Below are 20,602 nucleotides of genomic sequence, written 5' to 3' on the forward strand. Positions count from 1 at the left end.
AAACGATTGCATCGAAGGGCTAGGCAAGGCGTTCAACCTGGGGCAATTCCATGGCGTTGACTTCGCCTTGAAGAAACTCCGCCAATCGCCGCAAGCGCTCCCCACCGGGGCGGGTTTTCGGCCACACCAGGTAGTAATTTTCCCCACTGGCCACCGCCGTCGGCCACGGCAGGCTCAAGCGGCCCTGGGCCACTTCTTCGGCCACCATCAGCAAATCGCCCATGGACACGCCGTAACCCCGCGCGGCGGCGATCATGCCCAACTCCAGGGTATCGAACACCTGCCCGCCCTTGAGCGACACCTGAGACGACAAACCCATGCGCTCCAGCCAATTGCGCCAGTCACGGCGGTCGGGCGTGGGGTGCAGGAGCTCAGCGCTTGCCAGGCGCGGGATATCCCAGGGGCCGTCATTGAGCAGGTTAGGCGCGCCCACAGGGATCAGTAATTCGGGGAACAGGTAACAGGCCTCCCAATCCGCCGGGAAGTGCCCGTAGCTCAGCAATACAGCGCAGTCGAAGGGTTCCTGGTTGAAGTCCACTTCATCCACGCTCATCCATGCGCTGGTCAGTTGCACCTCATTGCCCGGCTGCAAGGCGCGGAAACGGCTGAGCCGCGCCAGCAACCAGCGCATGGTCAGGGTCGGCGGCGCCTTCATGCGCAGGATATCGTCTTCGGCGTTCAGGGTGTGGCAGGCGCGCTCCAGCGCCGCGAAACCTTCGCGCACGCCGGGCAACAGCAGACGCGCCGCTTCGGTGAGCTGCAGGTTGCGGCCACTGCGCTGGAACAGGCGGCAGGCGAAGTGTTCTTCGAGCGTGCGGATATGCCGGCTGACCGCACTTTGCGTAATGGAAAGCTCATCCGCCGCACGGGTGAATGAGTTGTGCCGGGACGCGGCTTCAAAGGCGCGCAAGGCATACAGCGGAGGCAGACGACGTGGCATGAAAGAACCTCCTCAGAGCAATACCCCACCCTAGCATGAGTTTTAATCATGCGAGTGATCGCTTTTATCCTTTTGTGTAATGCGCCAGGAGCGCCGAGAATCAACCCTTTCCCCAACCTCTGACTTTTTGAGCGTGATGATCATGCAACATCCGGTGCGTACTGAACTCTGGGCTATTCTGCGGCTGTCAGGGCCGTTGATTGCCTCACAGTTGGCGCACATGCTGATGGTGCTGACCGACACCCTGATGATGGCCCGCCTGAGCCCCGAAGCCCTGGCCGGTGGAGGCCTGGGCGCGGCGAGTTATTCGTTTGTGGCGATTTTCTGTATCGGCGTGATTGCCGCCGTCGGCACGCTGGTCGCCATCCGCCAGGGTGCCGGTGACATCGAAGGCGCCACGCGCCTGACCCAGGCCGGGCTCTGGCTCGCCTGGCTGATGGCGTTGGTGGCCGGTTTGCTGCTGTGGAACCTCAAGCCGGTGCTGCTGATGTTTGGCCAGACCGAAACCAACGTGCAGGCGGCGGGGCAATTCTTGACCATCCTGCCGTTCGCCCTGCCCGGCTACCTGAGCTTCATGGCGTTGCGCGGCTTTACCAGCGCCATCGGCAAGGCGACACCGGTGATGGTGATCAGCCTGGGCGGCACCGTCATTAACTACCTGCTCAACCATGCGCTGATCGAGGGCATGTTCGGTCTGCCGAAGCTCGGCTTGATGGGCATCGGCCTGGTCACAGCGATCGTCGCCAACTGCATGGCCCTGGCGTTGATGTGGTACATCCGCAGCAACCGCGCTTATGCGGCCTACCCGCTCGGCACGGGCCTGTTGCGCCTTAACACGCAGTATCTGCGTGAGCTGTGGCGCCTGGGCCTGCCGATTGGCGGCACCTACGCGGTGGAGGTCGGCTTGTTCGCCTTCGCGGCGCTGTGCATGGGCACCATGGGCAGTACGCAATTGGCAGCGCATCAGATTGCCCTGCAAATCGTTTCGGTGGCGTTCATGGTGCCGGCGGGGATGTCCTACGCGATCACCATGCGCATCGGCCAGCATTACGGCGCCGGGAAATTGCTGCAGGCTCGCATGGCCGGGCGGGTCGGGATCGGTTTTGGCGCATTGGTGATGTTGGGGTTTGCCGTGGTGCTGTGGCTGTTTTCCGATGCGCTTATCGGGCTGTTTCTGGACCATAACGACCCAGCTTTCCATGACGTCATCGTGCTGGCGGTCAGCCTGTTGGCCGTGGCAGCCTGGTTTGAATTGTTCGACGGCGTGCAGACCATTGCCATGGGCTGTATTCGCGGGCTGAAGGACGCCAAGACCACCTTCCTGGTCGGGCTCGGGTGTTACTGGCTGATCGGCGCGCCGTCGGCGTGGTTGATGGCGTTCACGCTGGGCTGGGGGCCAACGGGCGTGTGGTGGGGGTTGGCGCTTGGGCTGGCGTGTGCGGCCGTCAGCCTGACGTGGGCGTTTGAGGCGAAGATGAAGCGGATGATTCGGCAGGAGCCTGAAGTGCACACGCAATTTCAAGCCATGCAGCCAGACTGAAGCATGTACTCGGTCAATGTGGGAGCTGGCTTGCCTGCGATGGCGGTGTGTCAGGTGCCAAATTGGCTGGCTGGCCTACCGCTATCGCAGGCAAGCCAGCTCCCACATTTTTGATTGGGTTTACAACCCTTAGCCCAGCAGCGCCTGCTGGCTCTTGCCGAACGTCAAATACTCCACCAACTCCGGCAACGGCAACGGCTTGCTGATCAGGTAACCCTGAGCCTGATCACACCCAAACAGCCGCAACAACGCCAGCTGCTCAGGGGTTTCCACACCCTCGGCGACCACTTCCAGGTTGAGGTTGTGGGCCAGGTTGATCATGGCGTGCACCAGCTTGCGGTTTTCTTCGCGCTCTTCCATGCCGCCGACAAAGCTCTTGTCGATCTTCAGCAAGGCAATCGGCAGGCTATTGAGGTGCACGAACGAGGAAAAACCGGTGCCGAAATCGTCCAGGGAAAACCGCACACCCAGGCGGCCAAGGGCGTCCATGGTCTGCTTGACCAGGTCACTGCGGCGCATCACGGCGGTTTCGGTCAGCTCGAATTCCAGCCACTGCGCCTCCACGCCACGCTCGGCAATCAGCCGGCTCAACGTGGAAAGCAGCTGGCTGTCCTGGAACTGGCGAAACGACAGGTTGACCGCCATGTGCAATGGCGGCAGGCCGCGTTCGCGCAGGTCTTGCATGTCGCGCAGGGCGCGGGAGATCACCCAGTAACCCAGCGGCACAATCAGGCCACTCTGTTCGGCCAAGGGCACGAACTCGCTGGGCGGCAACAGGCCACGCTCGCCGTGGCGCCAGCGCACCAAAGCTTCCAGGCCGACGATATGCCCGTCGTCCAGGTCCAGGCGCGGCTGGTAATGCAGCTCCAGTTCGTCGCGACGCAACGCACGGCGCAGTTCACTCTCCAGGTCGGCCAGGCTGCGGGCGTTGCGGTTGATGCGTTCATTGAAGATATGAAAGGTGCAGCCCTGAGTACTTTTGGCCTGCTGCATGGCGATGTGCGCGTGCCACATCAGCGGGTCGGCCCCGGCGCGGGCACGGGCGTGTGCCACGCCCAGGCTGCAGCCGATCAGCAGGCTTTCGCCATCCACCCAATACGGCTCGGCCATGGCTTCGGTAATGCGCTCGGCCATCCACTCGGCGCGCTGGGGCGCACGGCGGGTGTCGATCAACAGGGCGAATTCGTCGCTGCCCAGGCGCGCCAGTTGATCGCCGGCTTCGAGCTGGCTCTTGAGCCGCGAGACCACTTGCAGGATCAAGCGATCGCCAGCCTGATGGCCCAAGGCGTCGTTGGCGTGACGGAAGTTATCGAGGTCCAGATGGCCGAGGGCCAGGCCACGGCCTTCGTTTTCGGCCAGACGCGCTGCCAGCAAGGTCTGGAAACCCTGGCGGTTGGCGATACCGGTGAGCGGGTCCTGTTCGGCCAGGCGCTGCAGGGTGTTTTCCAGCACGCCGCGCTCACGCACGTGGCGCAGGCAGCGGCGCAAGGTATCGGTGCCCAATGCACCAAGGACCAGCCAATCGCTCACGCCCAGCGGTGAAACCAGCGGTTCCTGCTCCAGCAGCAATATGCACGGCAGGCTGCAACGGCCTGGGCCGGGTTGCAGGCTGGGTGTGGTCAATAACACGGCACTGTGGTCGTCATCGAACAGACGGCTCACCGAGTCCCAGTTGGGCGCGCTGACCAGCACAGCCCCATCGCCCATCGGCGCCAGGCACTCGCGCAACAACGCTGCCCACGCTGGCTCATCGGCCAGTAGCAGCAAACGCAAGGGTTCGACAGGCGTAGACAAGCTAGCTCCCTAGACTCTGCAAAATTTTTGGCGGCGGGCATTATGACGCGCGGCCTGATAATCACCAATGATAGGGGTTATCAAATACGACAGCTGCAAGCATTCGTCGTACAAGTGCCCACATCCTGCGGCAAAGTATCAAAACCGGCAAATTTAGATCGAGTGGTACGTCACACCGTCGTTCTAAAGCAGCAGAATCTTGCCAGCCTGTTAAAATGCCCGCCCTTTTGAACAACGACTCCTGAATTTTCTGTATGTCCCGACTCAATCCCCGGCAGCAAGAAGCCGTGAACTACGTCGGCGGCCCTCTATTGGTGCTCGCCGGTGCTGGCTCCGGCAAGACCAGCGTGATCACCCGCAAGATCGCGCACCTGATCCAGAACTGCGGCATCCGTGCCCAGTACATCGTCGCCATGACCTTTACCAACAAGGCCGCGCGCGAAATGAAGGAGCGTGTCGGCACGCTGCTCAAGGGCGGCGAAGGCCGTGGCCTCACGGTGTGTACCTTCCACAACCTGGGTTTGAACATTATCCGCAAGGAGCATGCGCGGCTGGGCTACAAGCCGGGTTTCTCGATCTTCGACGAGACCGATGTGAAGTCGCTGATGACTGACATCATGCAAAAGGAGTACGCAGGCGACGACGGCGTGGATGAGATCAAGAACATGATCGGCGCCTGGAAAAACGACCTGATCCTGCCGCCCCAGGCCCTGGAAAACGCGCGCAACCCCAAGGAACAGACCGCCGCCATCGTCTACACCCACTACCAGCGCACGCTCAAGGCGTTCAACGCGGTGGACTTCGACGACCTGATCCTGTTGCCGGTAAAGCTGTTCGAGGAACACGCCGACATCCTCGAAAAATGGCAGAACAAGGTCCGCTACCTGCTGGTGGACGAATACCAGGACACCAACGCCAGCCAATACCTGCTGGTGAAAATGCTGATCGGCACGCGCAACCAGTTCACCGTGGTAGGCGACGACGACCAGTCGATCTACGCCTGGCGTGGCGCGCGCCCGGAAAACCTGATGTTGCTCAAGGACGACTACCCGTCCCTGAAAGTGGTGATGCTGGAGCAGAACTACCGCTCCACCAGCCGTATCCTGCGTTGCGCCAACGTGCTTATTTCCAACAACCCCCACGAGTTTGAAAAACAACTGTGGAGTGAGATGGGTCACGGCGACGAGATCCGCGTGATCCGCTGCCGCAACGAAGACGCCGAAGCCGAGCGCGTGGCCGTGGAAATCCTCAGCCTGCACCTGCGTACCGACCGGCCCTACAGCGATTTTGCGATCCTGTATCGCGGTAACTACCAGGCCAAACTGATCGAGCTGAAGTTGCAGCACCACCAGGTGCCGTATCGCCTTTCAGGCGGCAACAGCTTTTTCGGACGCCAGGAAGTAAAAGACCTGATGGCCTACTTCCGGCTGATCGTGAACCCGGATGACGACAACGCCTTCCTGCGCGTGATCAACGTGCCGCGTCGGGAAATCGGTTCGACGACCCTGGAAAAGCTCGGTAACTACGCCACCGAACGCAAGATTTCGATGTACGCCGCCACCGACGAAATCGGTCTGGGCGAGCACCTGGACACGCGCTTCACCGATCGCCTGTCGCGCTTCAAGCGCTTCATGGACAAGGTGCGCGAGCAATGCGCCGGCGAAGACCCGATCAGCGCCCTGCGCAGCATGGTCATGGACATCGACTATGAAAACTGGCTGCGCACCAACAGTTCCAGCGACAAGGCTGCGGATTACCGCATGGGCAACGTCTGGTTCCTGATCGAAGCGTTGAAAAACACGCTGGAGAAGGACGAAGAAGGCGAGATGACCGTCGAAGACGCCATCGGCAAGCTGGTGCTGCGCGACATGCTTGAGCGCCAGCAGGAAGAAGAAGACGGCGCTGAAGGTGTGCAGATGATGACCTTGCACGCGTCCAAAGGCCTGGAATTCCCTTACGTGTTCATCATGGGCATGGAAGAGGAAATCCTCCCGCACCGCTCCAGCATTGAAGCTGACACCATCGAAGAAGAACGGCGCCTGGCTTACGTGGGCATTACCCGTGCACGTCAGACCCTGGCCTTCACCTTTGCCGCCAAGCGCAAGCAATACGGCGAGATCATCGATTGTGCGCCCAGCCGGTTCCTGGATGAACTGCCGCCGGACGATCTGGCCTGGGAAGGCAATGACGACACCCCGACCGAAGTGAAGGCCGTTCGCGGCAACACCGCCCTGGCGGACATACGCGCGATGTTAAAGCGCTAGAATCGACTACTTTTTAATCTACTTTCGGCGCACACCGCGCCATTAGAGGAAGCTTTCCGTGGAAGCACTGCACAAGAAAATTCGCGAAGAAGGCATCGTGCTTTCCGATCAGGTCCTCAAGGTTGACGCCTTTTTGAACCACCAGATCGACCCGGCGCTGATGAAGTTGATCGGCGACGAATTCGCTGCGCGGTTCAAGGACTCGGGCATCACCAAGATCGTCACCATCGAAGCGTCGGGCATCGCCCCGGCGATCATGACCGGTCTGAACCTGGGTGTACCGGTGATCTTCGCCCGCAAGCAACAGTCCCTCACGTTGACCGAAAACCTGCTGTCGGCGACCGTGTATTCCTTCACCAAGAAGGTCGAAAGCACCGTGGCGATTTCCCCACGGCACCTGACCAGCAGCGACCGCGTGCTGGTGATCGATGACTTTTTGGCCAACGGCAAGGCGTCCCAGGCGCTGATTTCGATCATCAAGCAAGCCGGCGCGACCGTTGCAGGCTTGGGGATTGTGATCGAGAAGTCGTTCCAGGGTGGCCGTGCGGAGCTGGATGCGCAGGGTTATCGGGTGGAGTCGCTGGCGCGGGTGAAGTCGTTGGCCGGTGGCGTCGTCACCTTCATCGAGTAATCACTGCCTGACCTCGATTAGAAATGGGGGAGCTGGCTTGCCAGCTCCCCCATTTGATTTTTGGTGCCTGTCAGTGCGCGGTGGCCTGCAGGCCGGCGAGCAATAAGCGCTGGTACAGATCCTCTTTCAACCCCTCCGGCTGATCCAGCCGCATCCGCTTCAAATGCTCGGGAAACGCCTCCGGCTCCGGCGCATCCAGTGCCGCCCGGCCCAATTCCAGAATCTCCGTCAGCTTGAATTTGCTCTTGAGCCAGTTAAGGGCGCGCAACAGGTCCCGTTCCTCATCGGTAAAATCAGTGCCCAACGGATATTCCGGGAACAACCGGCGATGACGCGCCTGAATGCCCTTGAGCCGCTCCGGCGTATTGTCGGAAAAGCGTGGGTCCAGTTCGAAGTCCTTGGGCAGTTTGCCGGCCTTTTGCGCCTGTTCGATCAGGTCGGTCTGGAAGCGTGAGTCGGTGACCTGAAGCAGCGCCTCGATCACCTTGGCATCCGTCTGACCACGCAAATCGGCAATGCCGTATTCGGTGATGACGATATCCCGCAGGTGCCGCGGGATGGTGCAGTGCCCGTACTCCCAGACGATATTGGAACTGACCTCCCCCGCCGACTCGCGCCAGCTGCGCAGAATCAGGATCGAACGCGCGCCTTCCAGCGCATGGCCTTGCGCAACAAAGTTGTACTGCCCGCCCACGCCGCTGAGTACGCGGCCGTCTTCCAGCTGGTCGGCCACGCCTGCGCCGAGCAACGTCACCATGATCGCGCTGTTGATAAAGCGCGCATCCAGGCGTTGCAGACGCTTGAGTTCCTCCTGCCCGTACAGCTCGTTGATGTAGCTGATGCCGGTCATGTTGAATTCGAGGCGTTTGGCGTGAGTCATTTCCTGCAACCGCTGGTAAAAGCTGCGCGGTCCGAGGAAGAAACCGCCGTGAATGGAAACACCGTCGGGCTGCGCGGCGTCATCCAGGGTGCCGGCGTTGGCCTGCTGCTGGGTCGTCACATCCGGGTAGACCTTGCGCCGAATAATCCCGGCATCAGCCAGCACCAGCAGGCCGTTGACGAACATTTCGCTGCACCCATAAAGGCCGCGGGCAAAGGGCTCGACACCGCCTTCGCGGCTGATTAATGGCGCCCACTGATACACATCCAAGTCCGTCAGCAATAAGCGATAGGCTTCGTTATCGGCCTGGCGCGCCAGCAAGGCGGCGGTCAGCGCATCGCCCATCGAGCCAATGCCAATCTGCAACGTGCCGCCATCGCGCACCAGGGTGCTGGCATGCAAGCCGATAAAGTGGTCTTGAAAGCCGACCGGCATATTCGGTGTGGAGAACAGCGTGGTGCTGTCCTTCTCGTCGATCAGGTAATCGAAGGCGTCCATGCCCAGTTCGGCATCGCCGGGCATATAGGGCAAATCGCTGTGAACCTGGCCGACGACAAGGATGGTGTCGCCTGCTTCGCGGCGCTTGGCAATCATCGGCAGCAGGTCGAGGGTGATATCGGGGTTGCAGCTCAGGCTCAGCCGGTCGGGGTGCTCGGCGCTGCTGGCGACCAATTGCGCCACCAGGTTCAAACCGGCGGCGTTGATATCGCGGGCAGCGTGGCTGTAGTTGCTGCTGACGTAGTCCTGCTGCGCCGACGTACTGTGCAGCAGGCTGCCGGGCTGCATGAAGAACTGCTGCACGCGGATGTTCCTTGGCAGGCTGTCCTTGTGCAAATCCGCTAGAAAGTCCAGCTCGGGATAATCACCAAATACCCGCTCGATAAAGGGTTCCAGAAAGCGCTTCTGCAACCCGTCACCCAGGGTCGGGCGGCCCAGGGCGAGTGCGGTGTAAATCGTCAGCTCGCGCTCCGGCAGCTTGGCGATACGCCGGTACAGCGCGTTGACGAACAGGTTGGGCTTGCCCAAACCGAGCGGCATGCCCATGTGGATATGCGCCGGCAAGCGCGCCAGTACGTCGTCAACTGCTTGCTCGATTGAACACAACTGCACCATCCGACCCTCCTGAACATTCCGTGATTAGGGGTTGGACCGAGCTTGCCGGGTCTTTGCTGCAATGAACAGCGTCGAAGTACAAATCGCGGGCACAAAAAAGCCGCTGGTCAGCGGCTTTTTGGCGAAGATCGGTTTATTTCAGACCCGACATCTTCTCGATTGCGCCTTTTAGCTCGTCATCCGAGCAGTCCGCGCAAGTGCCTTTGGGCGGCATGGCATTCAGGCCGGTGATGGCCTTGGCCAGCAAGCCGTCGAGGCCGCCCTGGTGGTCGGCGCGGTCTTTCCAGGCTGCGGTGTCACCGATTTTTGGTGCACCCAGCAAACCGGTGCCGTGGCACGCATTGCAGTGCTTGGCAATCACGTCATCCGGCGTCTTCGCGCCACCGCCGCCGCCCGCAGCCACGGCAACTTCCATCCCTTTGCATTCCTGGCCCTGGACACACACCTGGCCGACAGGCTCCAGGCGCTTGGCAATCTCATCATTGGTCGCAGCTTGAGCGCTGACAGCCCATAGGGCCAGTACGGTTGCTGGTGCAGCCAGCATTTTCATAATTAGGTTCACGCGTTCACCCTCAATGGTGGCTATTCACGCCTGCGGCCACGGTTTCGCAGGCGGCGAAAGTATAACGGTTAGCCCGTCAGGCCGAAACAACCCTATTAAATAAAGGGAGATTCGGCCACACGGTTACAGCGACGGGTGTGTCTGCAACGCTGGCAGCACGCCTCTTCTGTCAAAAGTTCGCGGGTGTGGCTGCGCTGATTAGTCGCGCCGGCACGTCGAACGGGTTGCGAAAACGATGCGGCTTGGTGCTTTCAAAGTAGTAGCTATCGCCGGCTTCGAGCACAAAAGTTTCAAGTCCGACCACCAACTCCAACCGACCTTCCACCAGAATCCCGGTTTCTTCGCCTTCGTGGGTGAGCATTTCTTCGCCCGTGTCGGCCCCCGGCGGGTAGATCTCGTTGAGAAACGCGATCGCCCGGCTCGGGTGCGCGCGCCCTACGAGCTTCATGGTGACGGCGCCGTCCGAGATGTCGATCAGCTCATTGGCTTTATAGACGATCTGCGTCGGTTTTTCCTGGAGGATCTCCTCGGAAAAAAACTCGACCATGGACATGGGGATGCCGCCCAGCACCTTGCGCAAGGAGCTGATCGAGGGGCTGACGCTGTTTTTTTCGATCATCGAAATGGTGCTGTTGGTGACACCCGCGCGCTTGGCGAGCTCACGCTGGGAAAGACCTTTGAGTTTACGGATGGATTGCAGTCGTTCGCCGACGTCCAATGCAGGAGCCTCCTAGGATTCAGGCTTTGTTGTAGTTGAGCGTTATCATGGCGACAGCGTTCAGTATTTACAACACTTGGGCCTAAATCCCGGCAGGCTCTGCTCGTAGGCGCGGCTTAAGCCCCGCAATAGAGCCTTGGCACGCGGCGCAGGTTACAGAAAATCTGGTAGGGGATAGTCTCGGCAGCCGCCGCGACGTCACTGGCAAGGATATTTTTGCCCCACAGCTCCACGCTGGAACCGAGCCCGGCCTGGGGCACGTCGGTGAGGTCAACGCAGAGCATGTCCATGGACACACGGCCCAGCAACTGGCTGCGCTGGCCTGCCACCAGCACTGGCGTGCCGGTCGGTGCATGGCGCGGGTAGCCGTCGGCATAGCCCATGGCAACCACGCCGACGCGCATCGGTTTTGGCGTGATGAACTTGGCGCCGTAACCGATCGGCTCACCGGCCGGCAGTTCACGCACGCAGATGACTTTCGATTCCAGGGTCATCACCGGCTGCAAACGTGCGGCAATGGCCTGCTCCTCACCAAACGGCGTAGCACCGTAGAGCATGATGCCTGGGCGCACCCAGTCGCTGGACATAGTCGGCCAGCCCATCACCGACGGCGAATTGCGCAGGCTCACTTCGGCCGACAACCCTTGGCGCGCCGCTTCAAACACCGCCACTTGCTCATCACTGCGCACGCAATCGAGCTCATCGGCGCGGGCGAAGTGGCTCATCAGTACGATCCTGGCCACTTTGCCGCTGGCCAGCAGGCGCTGGTACGCCTCGTGGTAATCCTTGGGGTGCAGGCCCACGCGGTGCATGCCCGAGTCGAGCTTGAGCCAAATGGTCAGCGGTTTGCTCAGCCGGGCTTGCTCGATGGCTTCCAACTGCCACAACGAATGCACCACGCACCAAAAATCATGCTCGATGATCAGCGGCAGTTCGTCAGCTTCGAAAAAACCTTCCAGCAGCAATACCGGCGCACGAATACCGGCAGCCCGCAGCTCCAACGCCTCTTCGATGCACGCCACCGCAAACCCATCCGCCTCGGCTTCCAGCGCCTGGGCCACACGTACGGCACCATGGCCATAGGCATCCGCCTTGACCACGGCGAGGGCTTTGGCCCCCGTGACTTCACGGGCCAGTTGGTAGTTATGGCGCAGGGCCTGGAGGTCGATCAGGGCACGGGCAGGACGCATGGCGGCAGGCTTCTAGGCGGTAATGTGAAGAAAAACCGGCGCCGACTATCAGCCACGGCGCCGGGGGAAAAAGCTATGTTTAAGGCAGCGCAGCCACCACGGACAGCTCTACCAGAATTTCCGGTTCGCACAGCTTGGCCTCAACCGTCGCACGGGCCGGAGCCACGCCTTTAGGCAGCCACTTGTCCCACACTGCGTTCATGCCGGCGAAATCGGCGTCGATGTCTTTGAGGTAGATCGTCACCGACAGCAACTTGGTTTTGTCGGTGCCGGCCAGGTCCAGCAAGCGCTCGATATTGGCCAGGGTTTCGCGGGTCTGCTGTTCAATCCCGGCATTCATGTCGTCGCCGACTTGCCCTGCCAGATACACGGTACCGCTGTGAACAACGACCTGGCTCATGCGCTCATTGGTGAGCTGGCGCTGGATTGACATGTTTTGCGGACTCCTGGTGGTTGCTGCCGTAACGGGAAATATCGAGACCTTCGGCGCTGATCTGCGGGGTTTTTTTCGCCATCAGGTCAGCCAGCAAGCGGCCGGAGCCGCACGCCATGGTCCAGCCAAGGGTGCCGTGGCCGGTGTTCAGGAACAGGTTCTTGAACGGGGTGGCGCCGACAATCGGCGTGCCGTCGGGTGTGGTCGGGCGCAGGCCGGTCCAGAAAGTGGCCTCGGTCAAATCGCCGCCCTGAGGATAAAGGTCGTTGACGATCATCTCCAGGGTTTCACGTCGACGAGGGTTCAGCGACAGGTCAAAACCGGCTATTTCAGCCATGCCGCCGACGCGAATGCGGTTGTCGAAGCGGGTGATCGCGACCTTGTAGGTTTCATCCAGAATGGTCGAAGTCGGCGCCATCGCCGGGTTGGTGATCGGCACGGTCAGCGAGTAACCCTTGAGCGGATACACCGGCGCCTTGATCCCCAGCGGCTTGAGCAGCTTGGGCGAGTAACTGCCCAGGGCCAGTACGTAGCGGTCGGCGGTTTCCAGCTTGCCATCGATCCACACGCCATTGACGCGATCACCGGCGTAGTCGAGGCGCTGGATGTCCTGCTCGAAACGGAATTCCACGCCCAACTGCTTGCACATGTCCACCAGACGCGTGGTGAACATCTGGCAGTCGCCGGTCTGGTCGTTGGGCAGGCGCAAGGCGCCGGCGAGGATATCGGTGACGCTGGCCAGGGCTGGCTCAACGCGGGCAATGCCGGCGCGGTCGAGCAGCTCGAACGGCACGCCGGATTCTTTCAATACGGCGATGTCTTTGGCCGCGCCATCCAACTGAGCCTGGGTGCGAAACAACTGGGTAGTGCCGAGGCTGCGGCCTTCGTAGGCAATGCCGGTTTCTGCACGCAACTCGTCGAGGCAATCACGGCTGTACTCGGACAGGCGCACCATGCGCTCTTTGTTCACCGCGTAACGGCTCTGGGTGCAGTTGCGCAGCATCTGCGCCATCCACAAGTACTGATCGATATCGGCGGTGGCCTTGATCGCCAGTGGCGCGTGGCGTTGCAGCAACCACTTGATGGCCTTGAGCGGCACGCCTGGCGCGGCCCATGGCGAGGCATAACCCGGCGACACCTGGCCTGCGTTGGCGAAACTGGTTTCCATGGCAGCGGCGGGCTGACGGTCGACCACAACCACTTCAAAGCCGGCCCGCGCCAAATAGTAGGCACTGGTCACCCCAATGACGCCGCTACCCAAGACCAGAACGCGCATTTTTATATCCTCATCACGGGCTTAGCCGCTGACGTGTGTTATTCGAGCAATGATGGGCGCAGTGTAAAAAACAATGACCAGTGCATTTCACTATATAAATGCCTATATTTGGCGACAATTCTCGGCAAAAACCCTTTTCACAGAGGCGTATCCCCTATGCGTACCAACACCCAGACCAAGCGGGAGCTGGACAAGATCGACCGCAATATCCTGCGTATCCTGCAAACCGATGGGCGTATTTCGTTCACGGAGCTGGGGGAAAAGGTCGGGCTGTCGACCACGCCGTGCACCGAGCGGGTCCGCCGCCTGGAGCGCGAAGGGATCATCATGGGCTACAACGCGCGGCTCAACCCGCAGCATTTGAAGGGGAGTTTGCTGGTATTTGTCGAGATCAGCCTGGATTACAAGTCGGGCGACACCTTTGAGGAATTCCGCCGCGCCGTGCTGAAGTTGCCCCATGTGCTGGAGTGTCATTTGGTGTCAGGCGACTTCGACTACCTGGTGAAAGCGCGGATTTCCGAGATGGCCTCGTACCGCAAATTGCTCGGCGATATTTTGCTCAAGCTGCCGCATGTGCGCGAGTCCAAGAGCTATATCGTGATGGAAGAGGTGAAAGAGAGCCTGAACCTGCCGATACCTGACTGACCAAATGACACAACTCGGTCAAATGTGGGAGCGGGCTTGCTCGCGAATGCGGTGTGTCAGCTAAAGCAATTTTTACTGATCCACCGCATTCGCGAGCAAGCCCGCTCCCACATTTTGACCCAGTACATCCGTCAGACCAGTACTTGCCGGGTGCTCGCCATGTACTGATGGATCTGTTTTTCCACCCGAGGGTGAATCAATTCCACCGGCCGCCGCCCATTAGGGCACGGCAAGGTCTTGGTCGTGCCGAACAACCGGCAAATCAGCGGCCGCTCGTCATACACGGTGCAGCCATTCGGCCCCAGGTGCACGCAGTTCAGCTCGTCCATGGCCGCCTCCTGCTCGGCGGCAGTCTTGCGGGGCAGGCGCGACATTTCCTCGGGCGAGGTGGTCACCGGCCCACAGCAGTCGTGGCAGCCGGGGACACACTCGAACGAAGGGATCTGCCTGCGCAGCGCGCTGATTTTCTGGCTGTTGCAACTCATCGAAACACTTACCGAACGGCGAATAGGCGTGGATTCTGACGCAAAACGTGCTGCGCAGACAGCTTCGTCCGACCGCTGTATCCTGCGTCAAATTTTCCAAACAGGGATGCTCCCATGACCGCCAGCGCCCGGCACACCGCGTCCTACTACGCCGCCAGCAGCGTTTCACAGCCAGACTACCCGGCGTTGATGGGCGAAGTGCGCGCCGATGTATGCGTGATTGGCGGCGGCTATTCCGGCATAAACACAGCGCTTGAGCTGGCCGAGCGCGGCTTTAGCGTGGTGCTGCTGGAAGCGCGCAAGCTCGGCTGGGGTGCCAGCGGCCGCAACGGCGGGCAGTTGATTCGCGGCGTCGGCCACGGCCTGGACCAGTTCAGCAACGTGATCGGCAGCGACGGCGTGCGCCAGATGAAGCTGATGGGCCTGGAAGCCGTCGAGATCGTGCGCGAGCGGGTCGAGCGCTATCAGATCCCCTGCGACCTGACCTGGGGTTACTGCGACCTCGCCAACAAACCCCGCGATTTGATCGGCCTGGCCGAAGACGCCGAAGAACTGCGCAACCTCGGTTATCGCCATGAAGTACGTCTGCTGCAAGCCAACGAGATGAGCAGCGTGATCGGCTCCGAGCGCTATGTGGGCGGCATGATCGACATGGGTTCCGGCCATTTGCACCCGCTGAACCTGGCCCTCGGCGAAGCCGCCGCCGCGCAGCAGCTGGGCGTGAAGCTGTTTGAGCAGTCCGAAGTGACGCGCATCGACTACGGCCCCGAGGTCAAGGTGCACACCGCCAAAGGCAACGTGCGCGCCAACACCCTGGTGCTGGCCTGCAACGCTTATCTCAACGGCCTGAACCCGCATTTAAGCGGCAAGGTGCTGCCCGCCGGCAGCTACATCATCGCCACCGAACCCTTGAGTGAAGCCCAGGCCGCCAGCCTGCTGCCGCAGAACATGGCGGTGTGCGATCAACGCGTGACCGTGGATTACTTCCGCCTGTCCGCCGACCGCCGCCTGCTGTTCGGCGGAGCCTGCCACTATTCCGGCCGCGACCCGCAGGACATCGGCGCCTATATGCGCCCCAAAATGCTCAAGGTGTTCCCGCAACTGGCGGACGTGAAGATCGACTACCAATGGGGCGGCATGATCGGCATCGGCGCCAACCGCCTGCCGCAGATCGGCCGGCTGGCCGAACATCCCAATGTGTATTACGCCCAGGCATACGCCGGCCACGGCCTCAACGCCACCCACCTGGCAGGCAAGCTGCTGGCCGAAGCCATCAGCGGCCAACAGCAGGGGCGTTTTGATTTGTTCGCCCAGGTGCCGCACATCACCTTCCCCGGCGGCCAACATCTGCGCTCGCCGCTGTTGGCGCTGGGGATGCTCTGGCACCGCTTCAAAGAACTGCTCTGATCAGTCGCGCCAGAACGGCTTCATGCCTTCCTGGCGCGCCTGTTCGGCGGTCAACCCGACGTCACGCAGCTGCTCACCGGTCAGGTGCAGCAAGGCTTTGCGCGTGTGGCGGCGGTGCCAGAACAGACTCCAGCGGCTGATCTCGCGCGGCGCCTTCGCCCGCGCCTGCCCTGCCTGCAATTGCTGACTGTGTAACATCAGCCGCACATCGCTCATGCCGTTCATCGTGTTGCCCCTCATTTGCCTGTTGCCATGAGTGACTAGGATGGGCGCGCAGGCAAAACCATTACAGATTCAACCCGCGTTTATTAAATCCATACAGATACTGCCCATGAAGGGCTGAATCCTGTATTTTTCGCCTATCTGTACTGGTCCCCTCGGAGCGATCACCATGACCCTCTACGTCAACCTCGCCGAATTACTGGGCACGCGCATCGAGCAGGGCTTCTATCGCCCCGGCGATCGCTTGCCGTCCGTGCGGGCCTTGAGTGTGGAACACGGGGTGAGCCTGAGCACGGTGCAACAAGCCTATCGCTTGCTCGAAGACAACGGCCTGGCGATGCCAAAGCCCAAGTCTGGCTACTTTGTGCCGATCGGACGCGAGTTGCCGGCGCTGCCGGAAATCGGCCGCCCGGCACAGCGCCCGGTGGAAATCTCGCAGTGGGACCAGGTGCTGGAGCTGATTCGCGCCGTGCCGCGCAAAGACGTCATACAGATGGGCCGCGGCATGCCGGATGTATTGTCGCCGACCATGAAGCCCCTGCTGCGCAGCCTGGCCCGCGTGAGCCGACGCCAGGACCTGCCGGGGCTGTATTACGACAATATCCTTGGCTGTATGGAGTTGCGTGAGCAGATCGCCCGACTGTCTCTGGATTCCGGCTGCCAGCTGACTGCCGAAGATATCGTGATCACCACCGGCTGCCATGAGGCGCTGTCTGCCAGCATTCACGCGATTTGCGAGCCTGGGGATATTGTCGCAGTCGACTCGCCAAGCTTTCACGGCGCCATGCAGACCCTCAAAGGCCTGGGCATGAAGGCGCTGGAAATCCCCACCGACCCCATCACCGGTATCAGCCTCGAAGCACTGGAGCTGGCGTTGGAACAGTGGCCGATCAAGGTCATCCAGCTGACGCCCAACTGCAATAACCCGCTGGGCTACATCATGCCCGAGGCACGCAAACGCGCGCTGCTGACCCTGGCCCAGCGTTTTGACGTGGCGATTATTGAAGACGATGTGTATGGCGAATTGGCCTACAGTTACCCACGCCCGCGCACGATCAAATCCTTCGACGAAGATGGCCGTGTGCTGCTGTGCAGCTCGTTCTCGAAAACCCTGGCGCCCGGCCTGCGCATCGGCTGGGTGGCGCCGGGGCGCTATCTTGAGCGGGTGCTGCACATGAAATACATCAGCACCGGTTCCACGGCGACGCAACCGCAGATCGCCATCGCCGAGTTTCTCAAAAACGGCCACTTCGAACCGCATTTGCGGCGCATGCGCACCCAATACCAGCGTAATCGCGACTTGATGCTCGATTGGGTCAGCCGTTATTTCCCCGCAGGCACCCGTGCCAGCCGGCCCCAAGGCAGCTTCATGCTGTGGGTGGAGCTGCCGGAAGGCTTTGATACCTTGAAACTCAACCGCGTGCTGGTGGAACAAGGCGTACAGGTGGCAGTGGGCAGCATCTTTTCCGCCTCCGGCAAATACCGTAATTGCCTGCGCATGAACTACGCTGCCAAGCCAACGCCGCAGATCGAAGAGGCAGTGCGCAAGGTCGGCGCCGCCGCGATGAGGATGCTCGCCGAGGTGGCCGACTGACCTTTCCCCGCAATCTGCCGTCATATCCCACAACCGCCCCGACCTGGAAGCAGTGCCCTTGATGATTCGACGGCTTTTACCGTTTTTGCTGCTGAGCGCCCTGGCCCTGGCCGGCTGCGCCACGGTCGATGCACCGCGCATCCCCAGCGACGCCCTGCCTGCGGCGCAATCCTCGTTCGGCCGCTCGATCCAGGCCCAGGCGGCGCCGTACCAGGGTCGTTCGGGCTTTCGATTGCTGCCCAATAGCAGCGAAGCCTTCATGGCCCGTGCCGAGCTGATCCGCAATGCCCAGAGCAGCCTCGACCTGCAGTACTACATCGTGCACGACGGCATCAGCACGCGCATGCTCGTGGATGAACTGCTCAAAGCCGCCGACCGTGGCGTGCGCATCCGCATCCTGCTGGACGACACCACCAGCGACGGCCTCGATCAGGTTATTGCCACCCTCGCCGCCCACCCGCAGATCCAGATTCGCCTGTTCAACCCGCTGCACCTGGGCCGCAGCACCGGCGTGACACGGGCGATGGGCCGGCTGTTCAACCTGTCGCTGCAACACCGGCGCATGCACAACAAGCTGTGGCTGGCGGATAACAGCGTGGCCATTGTCGGCGGGCGCAACCTGGGCGATGAGTATTTCGATGCCGAGCCCAACCTCAACTTCACCGATATCGACATGCTCAGCGTCGGCCCGGTGGCCGAGCAGCTCGGGCACAGCTTTGATCAGTACTGGAACAGCGCGCTGAGCAAGCCCATCGACGATTTCGTCTCAAGCACCCCATCCAGGGGCGACCTGAACGCCGCACGCGCACGCCTGCAAGATTCGCTGGCCGAGTCGCGTCAGCAGAATCACGCTCTCTACAACCGCTTGCGCACTTACCAGACACAACCGCGCATGAACATCTGGCGCCGCGAGCTGATCTGGGCCTGGAACCAGGCGCTGTGGGATGCGCCGAGCAAAGTGCTGGCCAAGGCCGACCCCGATCCACGCTTGCTGTTGACCACCCAACTGGCACCGGAGCTGGAGGGCGTCAGCCATGAGCTGATGATGATTTCGGCGTATTTCGTACCGGGGCAACCCGGGCTGGTGTACCTGACCGGGCGCGCCGATGCGGGTGTATCAGTCAGCCTGCTGACCAATTCCCTCGAAGCCACCGACGTACCCGCCGTGCACGGCGGCTATGCCCCCTATCGCAAGGCGTTGCTGGAACACGGTGTGAAACTCTACGAGCTGCGCCGCCAACCGGGCGATTCAAGTTCAGGCAGCGGACCGCACCTGTTTCGCCGCGGCACCTTTCGCGGCTCGGACTCCAGCCTGCACAGCAAGGCGATGATCTTTGATCGGCAAAAGTCGTTTATCGGCTCGTTCAACTTCGACCCGCGCTCGGTGCTGTGGAACACCGAAGTCGGCGTACTGGTGGACAGCCCCGAGCTGACGGAACACGTGCGCAACCTGGCACTGCAAGGCATGGCGCCGGCGTTGAGCTATGAGGCGAAACTGCAAAATGGCCAGGTGGTGTGGGTGACCGAGGATAACGGCCAATTGCACACCCTGACACGGGAGCCGGGCAGTTGGTGGCGCAGGTTTAATGCGTGGTTCGCCACCAGTGTTGGCCTGGAGCGCATGCTGTAAGAAAGGTGCAGCTCAACTGTGGGAGCCGGGCTTGCCCGCGATGGCGGAGTGTCAGGTACTTATGGGCAAGCTGGCACACCGCTATCGCAGGCAAGCCAGCTCCCACAGTTGATTGCATTTCAAGGTTTAAGCAGGCTGTGCGGCGCCGAATGCGCCCTGGCGCAGCAGCAACACCACCAGCCCCAGCGCCCCGGCCGCCATCAGCAACGGCAGCGCATGCCCGCTGATCCATTGGCTGCCCGCCCCGGCTACCAGCGGGCCGATCAGGCAACCGATGCCCCACAGCTGCGCCACATGGGCATTGGCGCGCACCAGCGCGTCGTCGCGATAACGCTCACCGATCAGGATCAGCGACAAGGTGAACAACCCACCGGCGCTGGCGCCAAAGATCACCCACACCGGCCATATCAATTGCGTATGCAGCAGCAATGGAATCGCCAGGCTTGAGGCCAGCAACAACACCGCGCAGCTCAAGAACAAGGTGCGGCGCGGCAGGTAGTCGGCCAAAGCACCAATGGGCAATTGCAACAGCGCATCACCGACCACCACGGTGCTGACCATGGCCAAGGCAATCTCGGCAGTGAAACCCTGCTGCAGGCAATACACCGGCAGCAGCGTCAGAATCATCGCCTCGAACGCGGCGAACAAGGCCACCGCCCAGGCAATTGCCGGCAAAGTCAGGCAGAAGCGCCACAGGTCACTGAAGGTCACGCTGAAGGACTCGGCGGTTGGAGCGCCGGAACGCCCCAGCAACAGCAGCGGCGCGACCACCAACAAGCCAACGCCCACCCAGAAGCCATAGTCATGGTCAGTGCCGAGTACGCCCAGCAGCAGCGGGCCCGACAGCTGGCTCAAGGCATAACTGCAACCGTACAGCGCCACCAGGCGGCCACGCCATTGCTCAACCACCAACTGGTTGATCCAGCTTTCACCCAGGATAAACACGATGGTCAGGATCACGCCGATCATCAGCCGCAGCACCAGCCACACCGGGTAGCTGGGCAGGATCGCCAATAAGCCTATGGAGATGGCACCGGCCCACAAGCACAGGCGCATCAGGTTGGCGGTGCCCAGCCACGAGGCCATCCGGCTGGAGACCTTCGCGCCGAGCAGTACGCCAAAAGCCGGCATGGCGGCCATCACGCCAATGGCGAAGCTGCCATAGCCCCAGCCTTCGAGACGCAGGGACACCAGCGGCATGCTGACGCCCAGGGCCAGGCCGACGCTGAGGACAGAGGCCAGCACGGCGAAATAAGTCGCCCAACGCATTTCCACGCT

18 protein-coding genes are annotated in these 20,602 nt (G+C 61.3%); 7 read left to right on the plus strand and 11 right to left on the minus strand.

What is annotated here, in order from left to right:
* Positions 1–19: 19 nt before the first annotated feature.
* Positions 20–940: a LysR substrate-binding domain-containing protein gene (locus tag BFP92_RS27295; protein ID WP_065931887.1), complete on the minus strand. Its 921-nt coding sequence runs from the start codon at positions 938–940 to the stop codon at positions 20–22.
* Positions 941–1,076: 136 nt separating this feature from the next.
* Between BFP92_RS27295 and BFP92_RS27300 the strand changes: the two genes are divergently transcribed.
* On the plus strand, positions 1,077–2,480 hold the full coding sequence (locus tag BFP92_RS27300) for a NorM family multidrug efflux MATE transporter (RefSeq protein ID WP_065931888.1): 1,404 nt from the start codon (positions 1,077–1,079) through the stop codon (positions 2,478–2,480).
* 129 nt (positions 2,481–2,609) lie between these two features.
* Here BFP92_RS27300 and BFP92_RS27305 read toward each other — a convergent pair whose 3' ends face one another.
* A complete protein-coding gene (locus BFP92_RS27305) occupies positions 2,610–4,274 on the minus strand; it encodes a putative bifunctional diguanylate cyclase/phosphodiesterase (RefSeq protein ID WP_065931889.1) in 1,665 nt (554 codons plus the stop codon).
* Between the two features lie 254 nt (positions 4,275–4,528).
* Here BFP92_RS27305 and rep point away from each other — a divergent pair, with 254 nt between their 5' ends.
* Together rep and BFP92_RS27315 are read left to right on the plus strand one after the other, a co-directional pair.
* The gene (gene rep, locus BFP92_RS27310) at positions 4,529–6,538 is read left to right on the plus strand and encodes a DNA helicase Rep (protein WP_056860818.1); all 2,010 of its coding nucleotides are present in this window, start codon (positions 4,529–4,531) and stop codon (positions 6,536–6,538) included.
* A gap of 58 nt (positions 6,539–6,596) precedes the next feature.
* A complete protein-coding gene (locus tag BFP92_RS27315; RefSeq protein ID WP_053258645.1) occupies positions 6,597–7,169 on the plus strand; it encodes a xanthine phosphoribosyltransferase in 573 nt (190 codons plus the stop codon).
* Between the two features lie 70 nt (positions 7,170–7,239).
* Here BFP92_RS27315 and BFP92_RS27320 read toward each other — a convergent pair whose 3' ends face one another.
* The 6 genes from BFP92_RS27320 to dadA all read right to left on the minus strand — a co-directional run bounded on the left by BFP92_RS27320 (position 7,240) and on the right by dadA (position 13,341).
* Entirely contained in the window at positions 7,240–9,162 is a 1,923-nt protein-coding gene (locus BFP92_RS27320) for an acetyl-CoA hydrolase/transferase C-terminal domain-containing protein (RefSeq protein WP_065931890.1), read from the minus strand.
* A 133-nt stretch (positions 9,163–9,295) separates the two neighbouring features.
* Positions 9,296–9,712, minus strand: a complete 417-nt coding sequence (locus BFP92_RS27325) for a c-type cytochrome (protein ID WP_065931891.1) — start codon at positions 9,710–9,712, stop codon at positions 9,296–9,298.
* Between the two features lie 181 nt (positions 9,713–9,893).
* Positions 9,894–10,442: a cupin domain-containing protein gene (locus BFP92_RS27330; protein WP_017135864.1), complete on the minus strand. Its 549-nt coding sequence runs from the start codon at positions 10,440–10,442 to the stop codon at positions 9,894–9,896.
* 116 nt (positions 10,443–10,558) lie between these two features.
* Positions 10,559–11,632, minus strand: a complete 1,074-nt coding sequence (gene alr, locus BFP92_RS27335) for an alanine racemase (RefSeq protein ID WP_065931892.1) — start codon at positions 11,630–11,632, stop codon at positions 10,559–10,561.
* A gap of 79 nt (positions 11,633–11,711) precedes the next feature.
* Positions 11,712–12,065 (minus strand): RidA family protein, encoded by a 354-nt coding sequence (locus tag BFP92_RS27340; RefSeq protein WP_056860823.1) that lies wholly within the window; start codon positions 12,063–12,065, stop codon positions 11,712–11,714.
* Positions 12,037–13,341: a D-amino acid dehydrogenase gene (gene dadA / locus BFP92_RS27345; RefSeq protein WP_017135861.1), complete on the minus strand. Its 1,305-nt coding sequence runs from the start codon at positions 13,339–13,341 to the stop codon at positions 12,037–12,039. The genes BFP92_RS27340 and dadA overlap by 29 nt, the downstream gene beginning before the upstream one ends.
* A gap of 156 nt (positions 13,342–13,497) precedes the next feature.
* On the opposite strand from dadA, the gene BFP92_RS27350 reads away from it, so the two are divergent.
* Entirely contained in the window at positions 13,498–13,986 is a 489-nt protein-coding gene (locus BFP92_RS27350; protein ID WP_003176896.1) for an Lrp/AsnC ligand binding domain-containing protein, read from the plus strand.
* Positions 13,987–14,117: 131 nt separating this feature from the next.
* On the opposite strand, the gene BFP92_RS27355 is transcribed toward BFP92_RS27350, so the two are convergent.
* Complete coding sequence (locus BFP92_RS27355) at positions 14,118–14,471, minus strand: YkgJ family cysteine cluster protein (protein WP_065931893.1); 354 nt, start codon at positions 14,469–14,471, stop codon at positions 14,118–14,120.
* A gap of 114 nt (positions 14,472–14,585) precedes the next feature.
* On the opposite strand from BFP92_RS27355, the gene BFP92_RS27360 reads away from it, so the two are divergent.
* Entirely contained in the window at positions 14,586–15,878 is a 1,293-nt protein-coding gene (locus tag BFP92_RS27360; protein ID WP_065931894.1) for an NAD(P)/FAD-dependent oxidoreductase, read from the plus strand.
* On the opposite strand, the gene BFP92_RS27365 is transcribed toward BFP92_RS27360, so the two are convergent.
* Positions 15,879–16,103 (minus strand): DUF1127 domain-containing protein, encoded by a 225-nt coding sequence (locus BFP92_RS27365; RefSeq protein WP_065931895.1) that lies wholly within the window; start codon positions 16,101–16,103, stop codon positions 15,879–15,881.
* 166 nt (positions 16,104–16,269) lie between these two features.
* Between BFP92_RS27365 and BFP92_RS27370 the strand changes: the two genes are divergently transcribed.
* Together BFP92_RS27370 and BFP92_RS27375 are read left to right on the plus strand one after the other, a co-directional pair.
* Positions 16,270–17,694, plus strand: coding sequence for an aminotransferase-like domain-containing protein (locus BFP92_RS27370; RefSeq protein ID WP_065931896.1), 1,425 nt, complete (start codon positions 16,270–16,272; stop codon positions 17,692–17,694).
* A gap of 61 nt (positions 17,695–17,755) precedes the next feature.
* Positions 17,756–19,324 carry a phospholipase D family protein gene (locus BFP92_RS27375; protein WP_065931897.1) on the plus strand — a complete coding sequence of 523 codons (1,569 nt, stop codon included), beginning with the start codon at positions 17,756–17,758 and terminating at the stop codon, positions 19,322–19,324.
* 126 nt (positions 19,325–19,450) lie between these two features.
* Here BFP92_RS27375 and BFP92_RS27380 read toward each other — a convergent pair whose 3' ends face one another.
* On the minus strand, positions 19,451–20,593 hold the full coding sequence (locus BFP92_RS27380) for an MFS transporter (RefSeq protein WP_058421142.1): 1,143 nt from the start codon (positions 20,591–20,593) through the stop codon (positions 19,451–19,453).
* Between the last annotated feature and the right edge of the window lie 9 nt (positions 20,594–20,602).

This window comes from Pseudomonas sp. 58 R 3, assembly GCF_900006605.1.
Classification (GTDB): domain Bacteria; phylum Pseudomonadota; class Gammaproteobacteria; order Pseudomonadales; family Pseudomonadaceae; genus Aquipseudomonas; species Aquipseudomonas salomonii.

Bases quoted from the DNA above. Each gene is read 5' to 3' on its own strand.
- BFP92_RS27295 (WP_065931887.1), bottom strand. From the start codon at position 940: ATGCCACGTCGTCTGCCTCCGCTGTATGCCTTGCGCGCCTTTGAAGCC.
- BFP92_RS27300 (WP_065931888.1), top strand. From the start codon at position 1,077: ATGATCATGCAACATCCGGTGCGTACTGAACTCTGGGCTATTCTGCGG.
- rep (WP_056860818.1), top strand. From the start codon at position 4,529: ATGTCCCGACTCAATCCCCGGCAGCAAGAAGCCGTGAACTACGTCGGC.
- BFP92_RS27320 (WP_065931890.1), bottom strand. From the start codon at position 9,162: ATGGTGCAGTTGTGTTCAATCGAGCAAGCAGTTGACGACGTACTGGCG.
- BFP92_RS27325 (WP_065931891.1), bottom strand. From the start codon at position 9,712: ATGAAAATGCTGGCTGCACCAGCAACCGTACTGGCCCTATGGGCTGTC.
- alr (WP_065931892.1), bottom strand. From the start codon at position 11,632: ATGCGTCCTGCCCGTGCCCTGATCGACCTCCAGGCCCTGCGCCATAAC.
- BFP92_RS27340 (WP_056860823.1), bottom strand. From the start codon at position 12,065: ATGTCAATCCAGCGCCAGCTCACCAATGAGCGCATGAGCCAGGTCGTT.
- dadA (WP_017135861.1), bottom strand. From the start codon at position 13,341: ATGCGCGTTCTGGTCTTGGGTAGCGGCGTCATTGGGGTGACCAGTGCC.
- BFP92_RS27350 (WP_003176896.1), top strand. From the start codon at position 13,498: ATGCGTACCAACACCCAGACCAAGCGGGAGCTGGACAAGATCGACCGC.
- BFP92_RS27355 (WP_065931893.1), bottom strand. From the start codon at position 14,471: ATGAGTTGCAACAGCCAGAAAATCAGCGCGCTGCGCAGGCAGATCCCT.
- BFP92_RS27360 (WP_065931894.1), top strand. From the start codon at position 14,586: ATGACCGCCAGCGCCCGGCACACCGCGTCCTACTACGCCGCCAGCAGC.
- BFP92_RS27365 (WP_065931895.1), bottom strand. From the start codon at position 16,103: ATGAACGGCATGAGCGATGTGCGGCTGATGTTACACAGTCAGCAATTG.
- BFP92_RS27370 (WP_065931896.1), top strand. From the start codon at position 16,270: ATGACCCTCTACGTCAACCTCGCCGAATTACTGGGCACGCGCATCGAG.
- BFP92_RS27375 (WP_065931897.1), top strand. From the start codon at position 17,756: ATGATTCGACGGCTTTTACCGTTTTTGCTGCTGAGCGCCCTGGCCCTG.
- BFP92_RS27380 (WP_058421142.1), bottom strand. From the start codon at position 20,593: ATGCGTTGGGCGACTTATTTCGCCGTGCTGGCCTCTGTCCTCAGCGTC.